Source organism: Robertmurraya sp. FSL W8-0741 (assembly GCF_038004005.1).
GTDB lineage: Bacteria > Bacillota > Bacilli > Bacillales > Cytobacillaceae > Robertmurraya > Robertmurraya siralis.
In genome coordinates, this window is sequence record NZ_JBBOQG010000001.1 from 1,264,268 (window position 1) to 1,279,776 (window position 15,509).

The window sequence follows — 15,509 nt, forward strand, 5'->3', positions numbered from 1 at the left end:
GAGAGCTAATGGATGCATTAGAAGCATTACGAACAAGAAGAAGTATTGGTAGAGTACAAGATAAAGAGGTGCCAAAAGAATTAATTGAAAAAATAATAGAGGCTGCCACATGGGCTCCGAATCATATGAAGACCGAACCTTGGCGATTTTTTGTTTTAACCGGGGATGGCCGCAAACGTTTAGGTGAAACACTGGCGCGCATAGCTGAAAGAGAGATGAATGAACCAGCAACAGAAGAGCAGAGAAGAAAGGTGGAAAAGGCAAGAAATAATCCTTTTCGAGCACCGGTGATTATTGTGGCGGCGGTCGAACCTAGTGATAATCCAAAGGTTATCCTGAAGGAGGAATATGCAGCAGTCAATGCCGGTGTCCAAAATATGCTTATCGCTGCCCATGCTCTTGGATTAGGAGCGGTTTGGAGAACGGGGAAGCCATGCTATGATCGCGAAGTAAGCAACCTCTTTGGTTTATCGGAAAAAGGCGAAGTCCTCGGCTTTATTTATGTTGGCTATCCAGATATGACGCCTCCGCCAAGGAAGGTAAAGCCAATTGAAGAGGTTACAATATGGATCGATAAAGAATAAGAACTAAGATTAATGCTCTCGCTTTATAAGGCAGAACGAAGTGATCCTGATTTCAGGAAGAAATACAGGCTGATTTCTTGCGGTAGGTACTGAGCGATGTGCTGTTATTGCTCAGTTTTATGTGACTCCTCCTTAAGAAACAGGGGTATTCTATATGACAAGGGCTTTTATGAGGAGATTCGCGCACAGTGTCTAGATGTCTAAAGCGCAAAGCACTTTTGCTGTCGCAATTTTATAAAAAGTGATGAAAGGCATTGGGACTTCTGTTCTCGGTGCCTTGCTTTTGCGTGCCTTTTATTTGAAGAAGAGAAAAATAGCTTGTAGTTGGTCTGGAAGAATGAATATTATGAAGTGTATGAAAGCCCAACCGAAATTGTTTACACTTTTGTTCCTTTGCGAATCATTACCACTGGCGCTGTGACAAAGTCATACAATTGTGCACATCTCCCCAATTTTGTAAAATAAAAGCTGGAATAAAAAAGGAGAGAAGCAAATGAGTATTGAAAATAAAGTTGTCATTATTACTGGTGGTGCGAATGGAATTGGAAGAGGCGTTGCAAAGCGTTATGCCAATAATGGAGCAAAGGTCGTATTAGCTGATCTAAATGAAGAAGCGGGGCAAAACGTGAAGGTGGAAATTCTTGCCGCAGGTGGACAATGTATGTTTGTTCAAACAGATGTCCGCAAAGAGGATGATATCGTTCAGTTAATGAAGGTAGTAAAAAGCACATATGGAAAAATCGATATATTAATTAACAATGCGGGAGTGAGCCGTTTTAAAAATCTTTTTGATTTGTCCGTTGAAGATTGGGATGATGTGCTCAATACGAATTTAAGAAGTGTTTTTCTATGTTCAAAGGAAGCGGCCAAGTATATGCTAGAAAACGAAAAGGGCGGAGCAATTGTGAATATTGCTTCTACCAGAGCACTCATGTCAGAACCCCATTCGGAAGCATATGCAGCATCAAAAGGGGGAATTGTAGCGATTACTCATGCATTGGCAGCTTCATTATCCAATGTGCATATTACGGTAAATGCGATTTCTCCAGGGTGGATAGAAACAGGCGACTATTCTCAATTAACAGATAAGGATCATAATCAGCATTTTTCAAAAAGAGTTGGCAAACCTGATGATATTGCAAAAGCTTGTTTATATCTTACTAGTGATGAAAATGACTTTGTCACTGGTATCAATTTAATAATTGATGGCGGGATGACAAGGAAAATGATCTATGAGGATTAACAAAAGATCACCTGTAAGAGAAAAATAATTTAAGAACCTCTAGTTATAAAAAGAAACAGGCACTCTCGTATAAAATTGTGAAAAGCTTATATATATTATGTGAACATTATTAAAAACAGTTGACAACGGATAATGATAATCGTTATCATCTATATAGAAAGAAGATTTTTTTAAAAGTTAATTGAAAACTATTCTCAATTAAAAGATAACAATGAGAAATAATATTTGGTCGAGAACTACTCTCCCAAACGTTTTCCCTCAATGTTATTTTTTTATTTTATGAGTTAATCGGATTCATAATTGGTCACTTCTAGTTAAAAACGTAGATTCATAAGAAAATCATTATCGTTTGTTTTAATGACCGTGGGTATATTGTGAAGACAACGCTATTGTTCTCAATAAATTGGAAAGAGTAAGGAAGAGTTATGAAAAGAAGATACCTGGTTTTGGCACTGATCGTATTATCAATTACTTCACTTTTTGTCGGTGTAAAAGGAATAACTCCTTTAGATCTTTTTGATTTAACTGAGGAACAAGCACATATTCTCTTAGTAAGCCGTTTTCCACGCTTAATGAGTATTATACTTGCGGGAGTAAGTATGAGTATTGCTGGATTAATTATGCAGCAATTAACGCGAAACAAATTTGTTTCGCCAACGACAGCTGGAACAATGGATTCAGCTAGATTGGGAATATTAGTATCCTTGATGTTGTTTACATCGGCTAGCCCGTTTGTGAAAATGCTCGTTGCTTTTGCTTTTGCGTTATTAGGGACTTTCGTCTTTATGAAAATACTGGACAAAGTAAAATATAAAGATGCCATATTTATTCCACTTGTCGGCTTAATGTTTGGAAACATCATTGGGTCAATTACAACTTTTTTTGCCTTGAAAAATGATCTGGTTCAGAATATGTCATCATGGCTTCAAGGTAATTTTTCGATGATGATTCAAGGACGCTATGAATTACTTTATATCAGCATTCCACTTGTAATTATTGCCTACATCTATGCGAATAAATTTACGATCGCTGGAATGGGAGAAGAATTTGCGATTAATTTAGGACTTAATCATAAAAGAGTTGTAAACATCGGTCTTATTATTGTCGCATTGATTACATCATCAGTTGTTTTAACAGTTGGAATGATTCCGTTTTTAGGTTTGATTATCCCAAATATCGTTTCGATGTATAAGGGAGATCATTTGAAAAATAGTCTTTCTCACACCGCGCTACTAGGAGCTGTCTTTGTCCTCGCCTGTGATATTTTCGGTCGGGTCATCATTTATCCTTATGAGATTGCCATCGGGGTGACCGTCGGGGTAATAGGAAGCGGAATATTTCTTTATTTAATCTTGAGGAGAAAGGCATATGCGTAGAAATAACCTTAAATTAATTATTTTATTCATCTTAGCCTTGTCCTTAACTGCAGCATATATTTTTGTGAATTTAGGACCAGTTTGGGAGTATGTCCTACCTAGAAGGACCTTAAAAATTGTCGCAATCGTAGTCACGGGTGCTGTAATCGCTTTCTCCACTGTGATTTTTCAGACGATAACGAATAACCGAATCTTAACACCAAGTATTATTGGATTAGATTCTTTATATATGCTCATTCAAACATTTTTAATTTTTGTTTTTGGTTCGATGAATTTTGTTGTCACAGATAAAAATTTTAATTTCGTTTTATCTGTGGGATTAATGATTCTCTTCGCAGGCTTGCTATATAAATTTCTTTTTAAAGGTGAAGGACAAAATATATATATTCTTTTACTGGTCGGGATTATTTGTGGAACCTTCTTCGGTAGTATTACCGACTTCATGCAGGTGCTAATTGATCCAAATGAGTTTTTGATAGTACAAGATCGCATGTTTGCAAGTTTTAACAATGTGAATACTGATTTATTAATTGTATCAATTCTCTTTATTGTTTTAGCGGGTCTTTATTTTGCTAGATTTTATAAATATTTGGATGTCCTTTCATTAGGAAAGGAGCAAGCGATTAATCTTGGAGTGGATTATGATTATGTAGTCAAGCGACTTCTAATCATTGTGGCAGTTTTAATTTCCGTTGCCACTGCTCTAGTCGGCCCAATCACTTTCCTTGGATTGCTTGTTGCGAATATTGCCCATCAGTTTTTAAATACATACCGACATAGTTATTTGCTTACGGGTTCTATATTAATTAGTATAGTGGCTTTGGTCGGTGGTCAGTTTCTTGTAGAACGAATATTTACCTTTTCGACTACAATCAGCGTGATCATCAATTTCATCGGTGGAGTTTACTTCATCTATCTTCTATTAAAGGAGAGTAAAAAATGGTAATTGTAAAAAACGTTTCGAAGAGATATGGAAATAAAAGTGTCGTTGAAGATGTTTCTGTTCAAATTGAAAAGGGAAAGATCACGTCATTTATTGGTCCTAATGGTGCTGGGAAAAGTACGCTCTTGTCCATGGTGAGTCGTCTAATTGCTAAGGATACTGGTGAAGTACTAATTGATAATCAGGATATTGCCAAAGTTAAGAGTGGGGATTTAGCAAAAAAGATTTCGATTCTTAAACAGTCAAACTTTATTAATCTCCGCCTAACCGTGCGAGAATTAGTGGCGTTTGGAAGATTTCCATATTCACAAGGCCGATTAACGAAGGAAGATTGGAAGTATGTCGATGAAGCAATTGAATATATGGAGCTTCAGGATATGCAAGATAAATTTATTGACCAATTGAGTGGGGGGCAAAAACAACGTGCTTATATTGCTATGGTTATAGCCCAGGATACTGAATATATCTTACTTGACGAGCCATTGAACAATTTAGATATGAAACATTCTGTGCAAATCATGAAAGTGTTACGTCAGCTTGTTGACGAACTTGGTAAGACAGTTGTTATTGTCATACATGATATCAATTTTGCTGCTTGCTATTCTGATTACATTATCGCTTTAAAAGATGGCAAGGTCGTTCGTGAAGGCCAAACTCAAGAGGTTATTACACCTCAAGTGTTAAAGGAAATTTATGAAATGGACTTTACCGTGAAAGTAGAAAATCAAAAACGATATTGTCTTTATTTTACTTAATTTCGTTTTATGTTTTGATAGTAAAACGAAAAAGAAAGTATACTACTGAGTCCTACCAGGGCCCGAAATGGCTTCGGTAGCTTTCAATGCTGTTTTACGGTCAAAAAATAAAATATATTTTGTTCACAATGAGTTGAAGCATTGTGAAAAGGAAATAATAAAAATTTTTTTCATGGGGTGAATTTTTAATGAAGAAAAAGTTAAGTTTATTTTTCATTATTGCCATGCTGACAATATTCGTTGCAGCTTGTGGCTCAGATAAAGAAGCTGAGGAAGCAACAACTGGAGCAGCTACAAATGATACGGACGCTGCAGAAGAAACAAAAGAAATTACGATTACTCATCAGCTAGGGGAAACTCCAGTGAAGGTCAACCCTGAAAAAGTGGTTGTTTTTGATTTCGGAATTCTTGATTCTTTAGATAAACTAGGTGTGGAAGTTACTGGTGTACCACAAGCAAATATCCCACCTTATCTTTCTAAATATGAAGATGGAAAATACGAGAACGTAGGCGGCTTAAAAGAACCAGATTTTGAAAAAATTGCTGAGATTGCTCCAGATTTAATTATCATTTCTGGTAGACAACAAGAAGCCTATGAAGAATTAAGCAAAATAGGACCAACGATTTTCTTAGGTGTTGACACAACAAACTATATGGAATCCTTTACTGACAATATGGAAACATTGGGTCAAATTTTTGCTAAAGAAACAGAAGTGGAAACAGAATTAGCAGCAATTAACGATGCTATTGCTGGAATTCAAGAAAAATCTGCTGACGTTGGTCCTGCACTAGTGATCCTTGCAAATGAAGGGAACTTAAGTGCCTATGGACCTGGATCACGTTTTGGTATTATTCATGATGTCTTTGGTTTGCCAGCTGTGGATGAAAACATTGAGATCTCTACACATGGTCAAAATATTTCACCGGAATATTTAGTTGAAAAAGATCCGGAGCATTTATTTGTTGTAGACCGAGGAGCTGTTGTGGAAGGAGAATCTTCCGCGCAACAAACGGTTGAAACTGAGTTAATCAAAAATACGAAAGCAATGACAAATGGAAATATCCACTACTTGGATCCTAATTACTGGTACCTATCTGGAGGCGGTTTAGTATCCGTAGCCGAAATGGTAAAACAAATTGAAGAGGCAATTCAATAACGAGAATGCAGTAAGAGCTCGTCAATTTTAAGAAATATAATGATGATCGTTCCATAATTAAAACTCGACCAACTATGGTCGAGTCAGACTGTCGACAAAATCCATCGAAAGGGAGCCCTTTCGATGGATTTTGTCATTTTTGGATTGGAATTGCGTTAAAAACGTTGATTTCCTCTCCAGACGCTTGCTTTCCGGGGGGCGTGCGCCGAGCCTCCTCCTCGCGGATGCTCGTGCGGGGTCTCGGCTGTCACGCTATTCCCCCAGGAGTCAAGCGCCTTCCGCTCCAATCAACGAGTTTGGCACTCACTCAAGCAGGTTGCCAAGTCCAAGTGGCCATTTTCTTTAAGTTCATGGCAGCAAACGTAAGCATCGCCTGCATAGATTTGTTTTTAAGACCTTGTCAGGTTGTCCATCGCACACCATGCTTTTCCTTCGCATCCGCAAAGGCACGTTCAATCGTCTCCTTGCGTTTCGCGTATATCTGTTTGATTTCATCGTTGTGACGTAGATGTTCTGCCTCTTCTATGTAAGCTTCCCAAATATGACGCAGTATAAGTTTTTGATGGTTTTTCCTTTCCGTACACTGGGATAGAAACGGACATTCTGCACAAATGGATGAATTTGATTTATATTGCCGATATCCTTCCTTCGTTGTCGTCGTGTACTTTAAGACCTGCACTTGCGGGCAGAGATAACAATCATCATACTCATCATACACATAATCATGCTTTCGGAAGAAACCATCTTTTGTTTTTGGACGAGTGTAAGAAAGGACAGGGAACATTTGATTCTCTAATAAAAAGTTTGTTTCCATTTCTTTTATGGTTTGACGCATGGAACGTATGCCAAATAGGTATGGTAGGAAGAGCATCTTAATTCTATTTTAAAAGAAAAAAGAGTGTAGGCAAACTCGAAAATCTTCGAGTTTGTCTACACTCTGACACGACCAACTATGGTCGAGTTTTTTTGAAAAGATAAGAAAGTATAAAATTTGGGGGGATACCATAGTGGTTGATGAGCATCAAGCCTAGACCGATTTATGGCCTGCTTTGACCGATATATTTGTATGAACATGCACCTGTCAAGTAGACATTTATAAAAACAGTCATTAAGCTGATTTTAATCGATAATTAACAGGGCTCGTTTTTAGTTTTGTTTGAATCCGTTTATGGTTATAATAGTTTATATAGTCAGCTACGGCATCGATGACTTCAACAGCTGTTTGTGGTTGTGTGAAGTGGTACATTTCACCCTTTAAGTGGCCAAAGAAGTTTTCGATACAAGCGTTGTCCCAGCAGTTGCCTCTGCGGGACATGGATTGGGTAATTCCCATCTTTTCTAATCGCTTGATGTAGCTTGGGTTTGTAAATTGGATGCCTTGATCACTGTGTAGAATGGCTCCTTTTTCAAACCCTTTCTTTTTTAATTCATTCAATGCCCGAAAAACGAGCTCCATATCCTGGCTCTGGCCAATAGAATAACATGCGATTTCCCCGTTAAATAAATCTTTAATCGCACACACATACATCCACTTTTGAGTCCCTTTCTTAACCTCTATGTAGGTGATATCGATCACGAATTTTTTCCCTGGTTTGATGGCCTTAAAATGGCGATTTAAAACGTTAGGAATAGTACCGTGTGGTTGCTTCTGGTTTCTGAATCGTTTTTTTCGGATTCTACAGTATAGGCCATACCTGCGCATGATTCTGGATATTCTTTTTTCGTTTACCACTAAATCATACTCTTCCTTTAAGGCTAGTTTGATTCGCTTTCTACCGTAGGTTCCACGATGGTCTTGAAAAATTTTAATGATATAAGGCAAAAGCCCTTCATCTTTTGTATCCTGTACCTTTTCCGCACGTCGCTTCAACCACTTGTAGTAGCCTGAACGTGAAACCTCTGTTAGCTCCACTAACTTTTGAACGGGGTAGGTCGTTGAATGTGCGTGTATAAATGCAAATTGTGCTTCCTTATCATTCACCCCCTTTTCAGATCCAACAACTTTTTTAAGTATTCATTCTCCAGTTTCAGTTTTTCATATTTTTCTTCTAAAGTAGCTTCTTTCATCATCCTTTTTCCTTTGCTTTTACGTCCTCTTGTATCTTCAAGAGCCTTAAATCCACCTTCTCTTACCTTGCGAACCCATTCATTAATCCTTTTATAATTACTAATGTCATACTTCTTGGCCAATTCAGCAGAAGAATGTCCCTCCAAATATAACTCAACTATTTGCTTTTTTACATCAAACGGATATTTTCTCTTCTCCATCTCAATCATTCCTCTCTCTATAACCCTGTACAACCACTATATCATGAATTCGAGAGTGACTGTTTTTCTAAAACTGTCTACTATATAGGGACAATAACAGTATAAAGACCGATATCGAGAAAAGATCTTCATTTAGTATTCGTCGATCGCAATGGGAATGAATCGAATCGAAGCATATGCTGGTCAAAACGTGACGTTTAACTATAAGGTCAAGACAGATGGGAAAAACTCCATCGAAATGCCTATAAAGCAAACAGAAAGTCGGCTTTGTTTGTTTGGTGCATCATGGAAAGGAGGATTTTCCGTTAAATGTGGTCAGGGACTTTGAGCTACTAGATGATGGAGATCCAACGACCCCTATGTTTTCATGCGAAAAATGTGGTGGACAAATGTATCCTGAATCCGATAAAGGAGTACATGGAATAGAATACAAACTTAACAAAAAAGTCCGGGCGGTTTTGCCTGGTTTTTCTTATGTTTCTGGAATTGTAGGGTGAAATTCCGGAATTCATGCAATTTTTCCGGAAATATATCTGCTTTTTCCGGAATTAAGCAGAAAAATTCCGGAATTAATCACGATTTTTCCGGAATGCATCTTCGTTTAATTTTGTTCTGTCATTTTTTGAATGCTTAGCTTTATTGCGTTTGTTCCCCTTGCTATTATCTCCGCTTGTTATTTCTTCTGCAAACTCTGCATCTGGGGAGTTTTGATTTTTGCTTCCTTTATTCATTTTTTTCGTCATGAAGCTCACCTCTCTTTGGACTAGTCTATCTCATTTAGCATTCATATATACAAAAAAATTGACCTCATAAAGAGGTCAAAAAAAGGGGGAATTACACTTGTATTTTTATTGTTACCAAACGGAGGAAATTTATTCAACTTTAAGAAAAATTTTCTCAATTTTGGCCCATTTTATTATAGTTAAGCATTGCTGCCGATATGCATAATAAAATTTTTCGAGATTTATAACCCGGATGTTGATTTTTGGGCTCACTCATGAGACAGATTCAGCATATACAAGCATATAGGTATATATAAAATTTCCTGTTCCTTTGCAATAAAGGAAAAGCATTTATGAACAGGCTCTTCTAGTCAAGGCGATGACATGAGAAGAGGGCTTATTTTCAAGGGCGAATCTACTAATGCAAACGCCTTTTCTTATAGGTCTAGTGGAAAAGCCCGCAACGAAGCTAGGGCAACAACATATTAAGTAATATAAGTGCTCAAGGGGGTGAGATGGTTGGGAGATATGAATCAAAATTTGCAAGAACTTTCTAAATCACTTCTTGGATTACACGTTAAAGACGTGTTCAAGAAGAATAAGGAAGACCTTAAGTTAAGGGAGCTTTCGGATGATGAAAAAGAGCATATTAGAAAACTTTATCAGGACCTAGAAAAACAAGTAAATGAATTCGTAAACAAGACGAAAGAAACAAATGAAAATACTGTCCAGGCAAAAGGCGAAAAACCAAAGAAAACCCGAACAACTTTAAGGGACAGATTAAGAAAGAAAAATTAAAAGGTAAAGGAGAGATATAAATGTTAGGTGAAAGAACAGAATATGCACGCGATGTGCGAGATGACAGATACGATCACAGATACCATAAAAAATCATGTAATAAATGCGGCTATGACACTTGCCAATGTGGAGTAGGAGGAGATTTCAAAAAGTGGAACGCACTTGATCCAACTAGCCATTTCCCATCTTCAAATTATGATGATAATCAAGTTCTCCAAAATTTCGACCAGATTTCTGATATTGAACAAAGATCTAACGAAAAAATTATTATTAAAGACAGCTGCGATATTAAAGTTACAACAACTGATACTCAAGTAGCAGTTTCTCTACAAGTGGCTATCCAAATTGCGATTGCGATTGTAATTAACATCACGATTGCAGATAGTGAGCAAGCAGAAGCAGTAACACAAGACTTACTCCAGTTCTCTTCAATGCAACAAGTAAACCGTCAAACAATCTGCATCGAAAATTCTCGTGATATTGAAGTAACAACAACTGATACTGATGTAGCAATATCAATTCAATTATTACTGCAATTACTTCTTGCATTACTTGTTCAAATCGATATTTTATAATCTTACTTGGCAGGCATGGCTCACATTTCACTTTCCCACAGTTACAAAACTCAAACAACCCACACCTCCTAAATATAAAAGTAGCATGGATACATGCTACTCTCTTTTTTTATTTGGCTTTGTTAGATGTCGCTATTAATTTTTGGCTCATTTCGATTGCGACTCCCTTTTTAATTGGTGTACGTGAGTCTAGCACAAGCAAATATCTAAATGGAATCTTAACTGTAATTTTATAAAGGAATGCACCGATGATAGAAGAAATGTACTACCCATTTAATGACTCCAAATTTGTGCGCTTGTTTATTTCTTTGAGCTTCTCTGCTGTGCTTTAATGAATAAATTCTTTCCATTGATTAATGAAAGATGCAGTAGTTTCATTTGGTTTTTCAATTACTTCGGCAGTTGTCCCCGTTTGTTGAATTTTCCCATTCATAAGAATCGAGAGGCGGTCTGTTAAATATTTCACCTCTAAAAGATCATGGCTCACAAATACGGTTGTCGTCCGGGTAGAATTTAAAATTTCTTTTAATTCCTTTAAAAGCTGTACCTTAGTTGGAAAGTCAAGTGCAGAAAAAGGCTCGTCTAAAAATAGTACTTCTGGTTCTAGAACCATCGCCCGTGCTAAATTTACTCTTTGCGCTTCCCCACCAGACAAATGAAAGGCGTGTTTTTTGGCAAGATGAGAGATGTTAAACTTGTCTAACCAGTACTCGACTTTGTCATTTATAATAGGTTTGGCAAGCTTACGAATTTTCAGGCCAAGTGCAACATTTTGGTAGACAGAGGTATTTAATAGCAAAGATTGTTGAAGAGCAATCGCAAATTTCCTGCGCAGATCGATTGTAATTTTTTGTTCAGAGAGCGGTTTCTCTTTTAAAAAGATTTGTCCTTCGCTAGGAGAATCGAGTAGTGAAAGAAGCTTTAATAGCGTACTTTTTCCAGCTCCGTTTGGTCCCATTATCCCGATGATCTCTCCTTGTTTAATTGAAAAAGAGGGAATCGAGAGAATGGTTTTTTGCTGGGCCATGTAAATCATATTTTCTAGCCTTAAAAGAGTATTCATGATCTTCGACTCCTTTGCTGTAAAAAGGTTAAAAAGAAGGTAATCATAAATGCTAGTGACATAATAATGAACGATAGGGCAAAAGCAACATCGAAATTCCCCTTTGATACTTCCATGACAATGGAGGTGGTTAAGATTCTAGTATCTCCTTTAATGTTTCCCCCCACCATCATGGCCGCTCCCACTTCTGCAATTACTCTGCCGAATCCGGCGATTATAGCTGCTAGGATCGCAATCCTTGTTTCGTTTAAGAGGATTTTTAGCGATTGTAGTTTTGTTGCCCCAAGGGCTTTGATTTGCAGAAGCATTTTCTCGTCAATTTGTTGGAATGCGCTGCTTGTAAGTCCAATTAAAATAGGTAAAGAGACGAGTATTTGTGCTAAAACAATCGCCGTTGGAGTATAGAGAAGAGAAAGATGTCCGAGTGGACCAGAACGCCATAGAAATATGGTGATCCAAAGTCCTGCGACAACAGGTGGAAGCCCCATTCCGATATTAATGAAAACCAATAATAGCTTTCTACCGCGAAATTTTGTTAAACCTAATAAAATCCCGAGAGGAATTCCAATTAACGTGCTGATTAAAATGGCCGTTAAGGAAATCCGTAATGTCCGCCAAGTGATTTCATAAACTTCACGATCACCAGTAATGATCATTTCGACCGCCCGTGTTAGTCCATCAATTAATAAGTCCATATTGATTCCATCCGTTCGTTTCTAGATTAAAGAAAATACCTAGTACAGATTACTAGGTATTTCAGACCGCCCGCAAACGCTCGCTTTCTTCGTTACTCTCCTTGTCTGCTGGTTCATTACCTACTATGGTAACTCCGCTCCTCCCAAGGCTTCGCACTGTGATACGGCAAATGTTTTCAATCAGCCTGATGGTGGCTGATTTTAGATGTTGTCTACACTTAGAAAATGGAACAGCATTAAATGGGTTTTATTTTAACTATATAGAGAGTGGTGTAATAGAGTTATTCAGTATATTTAAAGAATAGAGATTGACCATATTCCTCTTTTCCGAATTCTTCAATCGCATCTAGAACTTCAGGCTTAATTAAAAATTCCACAAATGCGTTCGCGCCATCATTGTTAATTAAGTCGTTCTTTTCCGGGTTTACTTCCATAACGTGATAGATATTCAATAAAGCATCGTCGCCTTCGACAATAATATCCATATCAGAGTAATTGTCCTTTTGAGCTAGGTAAGTCGCTCTATCTGTAAGTACGTAGCCTTCTTTTTCATTGGCAACTTGTAGGGTATTCCCCATCCCTTGTCCAGTTTCCACATATGAAGAATTATCAGTTGGAGTGATATTGATCGCTTCCCATAGTCCTAATTCCATTTTATGCGTACCAGAGTCATCGCCACGAGAAACAAATACGGCGTTTTCGTCATATAATTTTTGGAAAGCCTCTGAAACTTCTAATCCTTTAATTCCTGCCGGATCAGCCGAAGGTCCAACAATAATAAAATCATTATACATGATACGTTTGTAGTTTTGGACATCACCGTTGTCAACGAGTTCTTGCTCTGCATCCGGTGCATGAGTTAATAAAACATCTGCTTCTCCATTTACTCCCATTTCAAGAGCTTGTCCAGTTCCAACAGCAATAGTTTTAACTTTGTATGGGTGTTCCTCTTCAAATAAAGGAATGATCACTTCATCTAATAAGCCGCTATCCTGCGTACTCGTTGTCGTTGCTAAAATCAGCTCTGTTGCTTCAACTGCTTCCTCTTTAGTAGGAGTCTCCTGTTCTGGAGTTGCTCCTTCATTCCTGTCGTTTTCTGTATTCCCACATGCCGCAATAAAGACAAGTAGGAATGCAATTAGTGTTGTGGATAAAAAGCGTTTTAAATTCATTACTGTTTCCCCCTATTTTTTTCATGAATGATTTTCCCGAATTCATGGGTGTTATATCCTTTAAGAGAACGAATGCTCTCTTTAAAGCTAGTTAATTGGATAATATCCAGCAGATGCTGAAGGGCATCTTTATTCTTTTTATTCCAGCGCAGTACTAAATCAAATTGTTCATTCGCAACCGGGATAAAATCTAAATTAAGCTGTTCTGCAGCAGAACGAATTCCTAACCCCACATCTGCGATTCCCCGACTAATATATGTGGCGGTTGAAAGATGATTCCATTCCTCATTGCCGTAGCCCTTTATTGCACTTGGCTCAATGTTTGCCTTCGCTAGATGTGAATCTAACAGAAATCTAGTCCCAGAACCCTTTTGCCGATTAACAAAAGTAATTTCTTTTCTCGTTAAATCCGTAAAATCTTGGATTTCTTTTGGATTCCCCTGAGCAACAATAAAGCCTTGCTCACGACTGGCTAAACGAATGACTGTGAGCGGTTCATGGACAAAGAACAACTTTATAAAGGGAAGATTGTATTCCCCGGAAGAAGGATCTAGAAGGTGAATGGCAGCAACATCACAGTTGCCTCGATAAAGCATCATAAGCCCTTCTAGGCTTCCGATATAGGTAGGTTGAATGGATAAGAAATCAGCTTGCTTTGTTACATATTTAATTAAATGTTCGATTAAAAAATCATGACTGCCAGCAAGTAGGAGAGATAGGGCCTGCTCATTCATCCCCGTAGAGGAGTCCGCTTTCTTAAATCTCTCAACTTCGATTTTATCAATGCGCATCTTATTTCCAACCTTAAAAGCATGAAGCTCTCTCCGTTTAATAAGTTCATAAACAGTGTGCTTTGAAATTTTAAAAAGCTTAGCAACCTCTTCGACCGTATAGGTTTCATCATTCATTGCCATCACCTAACCTCATCATTTCTTGTCTTAGCTTACTAAATTGAGTTAAGTTCAAACTGTGATCTTTATTACATTTCATTAAGTATTGTTAAGTATTGTTTGGAACGTTCACATTTTGTTCACAAATTTAGTGGTTGGTCCATGTAATTTCACTATTTGTTGGGAGGTCAGTAAAAATTAATAATAACGGTACTAATAGTTAAAAATGCCGCATTAATCGTCATATATAAACAGCCTTGTATTAGAATTGATTTCATCTCATATGTCCAATCACTAAATACTAGCAAGTTTCATCATTGTTTATCTCCGCATCTATCATAATGAGAATTTTGCTGAAGCGTGTCATTACATATAAATGTCGTTTTAGTTGAATGTGAAAGGTTCGCTAAATTAGTCATATTCCAATACAATAGAGTTAATGAAAAGGGGAAAAGTAGGTGAACCGATGAGTGATATACATTTGTTTTTTAATACAGAAATAGGGGTTCAAAAACCTGAGAGTATTCGCAATAAAAATACACGCTGCCCATTTTGCGCGAGGGAAGAGCTGACTGATCTCATCGATGTAGATGGTCCTATCATCTTACTAAAAAATAAATATCCGGTGCTCGAAAATGCCTTTCAAACAGTATTAATTGAAACGGACGATTGTTCCGGTGAACTTTCATTGTACACAAAAGAACATTTAGTGAGATTATTTACCTTTGCGCTGAAGCATTGGCAGGCAATGGAGGAAGGTGGAGAATATCAATCTGTTTTATTTTTCAAAAATCATGGTCCCTTATCCGGAGGATCGATTGCCCATCCACACATGCAAATTATCGGATTAAAGACGATTGATTATATGGAAAATGTCTCCTCTTCTATATTTGAAGGACTGAAGATTGCAGAGGAAAGTGATGTCCTTTTTTCGCTTTCAACTAAGCCAAAGGTTGGCTTTTATGAATTTAATGTAAGGATGAGCAATTTGCAGCAATTGCCGTCCTTCGCCTCATATATCCAGATCGCCGTTCATTATATACTTAATGAGTTTCCATTCAGGGCAAGTAGTTATAATCTCTTTTTTTATCGCATGGATGAAGTAATTTATGCAAAAATTGTCCCCCGATTTGTAACGACACCTTTGTATATTGGCTATTCTATTCCACAGGTGCCGGATAATTTAAGAAAGCTTCAAGCAGATATTATCGAAAAATATATTAATAAGCCGAGTTCCTAATGGCACCTTCAAATAAAAATGAACATTT

17 protein-coding genes and 1 pseudogene are annotated in these 15,509 nt (G+C 37.4%); 10 read left to right on the forward strand and 8 right to left on the reverse strand.

Going from position 1 to position 15,509, the window contains the following annotated elements; translation table 11 throughout:
- Positions 1-8 precede the first annotated feature (8 nt).
- From NST02_RS06100 to NST02_RS06125, 6 genes are all read left to right on the forward strand, one after another.
- Positions 9-584: a nitroreductase family protein gene (locus tag NST02_RS06100; RefSeq protein ID WP_212933633.1), complete on the forward strand. Its 576-nt coding sequence runs from the start codon at positions 9-11 to the stop codon at positions 582-584.
- 493 nt (positions 585-1,077) lie between these two features.
- Positions 1,078-1,827, forward strand: coding sequence for a glucose 1-dehydrogenase (locus NST02_RS06105; protein ID WP_095311516.1), 750 nt, complete (start codon positions 1,078-1,080; stop codon positions 1,825-1,827).
- A 425-nt stretch (positions 1,828-2,252) separates the two neighbouring features.
- A complete protein-coding gene (locus NST02_RS06110; RefSeq protein ID WP_095311514.1) occupies positions 2,253-3,203 on the forward strand; it encodes an ABC transporter permease in 951 nt (316 codons plus the stop codon).
- Positions 3,196-4,149, forward strand: coding sequence for an iron chelate uptake ABC transporter family permease subunit (locus NST02_RS06115; RefSeq protein WP_095311513.1), 954 nt, complete (start codon positions 3,196-3,198; stop codon positions 4,147-4,149). The genes NST02_RS06110 and NST02_RS06115 overlap by 8 nt, the downstream gene beginning before the upstream one ends.
- Positions 4,143-4,901: an iron ABC transporter ATP-binding protein gene (locus NST02_RS06120; RefSeq protein WP_095311512.1), complete on the forward strand. Its 759-nt coding sequence runs from the start codon at positions 4,143-4,145 to the stop codon at positions 4,899-4,901. The genes NST02_RS06115 and NST02_RS06120 overlap by 7 nt, the downstream gene beginning before the upstream one ends.
- 188 nt (positions 4,902-5,089) lie before the next feature.
- A complete protein-coding gene (locus NST02_RS06125; RefSeq protein ID WP_095311509.1) occupies positions 5,090-6,058 on the forward strand; it encodes a siderophore ABC transporter substrate-binding protein in 969 nt (322 codons plus the stop codon).
- 307 nt (positions 6,059-6,365) lie between these two features.
- On the opposite strand, the pseudogene NST02_RS06130 reads toward NST02_RS06125, so the two are convergent.
- The 3 genes and pseudogenes from NST02_RS06130 to NST02_RS06140 form a co-directional block, all read right to left on the reverse strand.
- Positions 6,366-6,860, reverse strand: a pseudogene (locus NST02_RS06130) (transposase); the annotation flags it as partial.
- Between the two features lie 306 nt (positions 6,861-7,166).
- The gene (locus NST02_RS06135) at positions 7,167-8,039 is read right to left on the reverse strand and encodes an IS3 family transposase (RefSeq protein ID WP_340948456.1); all 873 of its coding nucleotides are present in this window, start codon (positions 8,037-8,039) and stop codon (positions 7,167-7,169) included.
- Positions 8,036-8,326 (reverse strand): helix-turn-helix domain-containing protein, encoded by a 291-nt coding sequence (locus NST02_RS06140; protein ID WP_170211413.1) that lies wholly within the window; start codon positions 8,324-8,326, stop codon positions 8,036-8,038. The genes NST02_RS06135 and NST02_RS06140 overlap by 4 nt, the downstream gene beginning before the upstream one ends.
- A 311-nt stretch (positions 8,327-8,637) precedes the next feature.
- Between NST02_RS06140 and NST02_RS06145 the strand changes: the two genes are divergently transcribed.
- Complete coding sequence (locus tag NST02_RS06145) at positions 8,638-8,823, forward strand: hypothetical protein (RefSeq protein ID WP_095311491.1); 186 nt, start codon at positions 8,638-8,640, stop codon at positions 8,821-8,823.
- 72 nt (positions 8,824-8,895) lie between these two features.
- Here NST02_RS06145 and NST02_RS06150 read toward each other — a convergent pair whose 3' ends face one another.
- A complete protein-coding gene (locus NST02_RS06150) occupies positions 8,896-9,069 on the reverse strand; it encodes a hypothetical protein (protein ID WP_170943618.1) in 174 nt (57 codons plus the stop codon).
- Between the two features lie 498 nt (positions 9,070-9,567).
- On the opposite strand from NST02_RS06150, the gene NST02_RS06155 reads away from it, so the two are divergent.
- Together NST02_RS06155 and NST02_RS06160 are read left to right on the forward strand one after the other, a co-directional pair.
- Positions 9,568-9,846 carry a hypothetical protein gene (locus NST02_RS06155; protein ID WP_095311490.1) on the forward strand — a complete coding sequence of 93 codons (279 nt, stop codon included), beginning with the start codon at positions 9,568-9,570 and terminating at the stop codon, positions 9,844-9,846.
- 20 nt (positions 9,847-9,866) lie between these two features.
- Positions 9,867-10,421 (forward strand): spore coat protein, encoded by a 555-nt coding sequence (locus tag NST02_RS06160; protein WP_095311488.1) that lies wholly within the window; start codon positions 9,867-9,869, stop codon positions 10,419-10,421.
- 328 nt (positions 10,422-10,749) lie between these two features.
- Here NST02_RS06160 and NST02_RS06165 read toward each other — a convergent pair whose 3' ends face one another.
- From NST02_RS06165 to NST02_RS06180, 4 genes are all read right to left on the reverse strand, one after another.
- The gene (locus tag NST02_RS06165; RefSeq protein ID WP_095311487.1) at positions 10,750-11,484 is read right to left on the reverse strand and encodes an ATP-binding cassette domain-containing protein; all 735 of its coding nucleotides are present in this window, start codon (positions 11,482-11,484) and stop codon (positions 10,750-10,752) included.
- Positions 11,481-12,179 (reverse strand): ABC transporter permease, encoded by a 699-nt coding sequence (locus tag NST02_RS06170; RefSeq protein ID WP_095311485.1) that lies wholly within the window; start codon positions 12,177-12,179, stop codon positions 11,481-11,483. The genes NST02_RS06165 and NST02_RS06170 overlap by 4 nt, the downstream gene beginning before the upstream one ends.
- Before the next feature lie 281 nt (positions 12,180-12,460).
- The gene (locus NST02_RS06175; RefSeq protein ID WP_340948462.1) at positions 12,461-13,351 is read right to left on the reverse strand and encodes a substrate-binding domain-containing protein; all 891 of its coding nucleotides are present in this window, start codon (positions 13,349-13,351) and stop codon (positions 12,461-12,463) included.
- Positions 13,351-14,265: a substrate-binding domain-containing protein gene (locus tag NST02_RS06180; protein ID WP_244988909.1), complete on the reverse strand. Its 915-nt coding sequence runs from the start codon at positions 14,263-14,265 to the stop codon at positions 13,351-13,353. Before NST02_RS06180 ends, NST02_RS06175 begins: the two co-directional genes overlap by 1 nt.
- 442 nt (positions 14,266-14,707) lie before the next feature.
- On the opposite strand from NST02_RS06180, the gene NST02_RS06185 reads away from it, so the two are divergent.
- Positions 14,708-15,481: a DUF4931 domain-containing protein gene (locus NST02_RS06185; protein WP_137744769.1), complete on the forward strand. Its 774-nt coding sequence runs from the start codon at positions 14,708-14,710 to the stop codon at positions 15,479-15,481.
- Positions 15,482-15,509 lie beyond the last annotated feature (28 nt).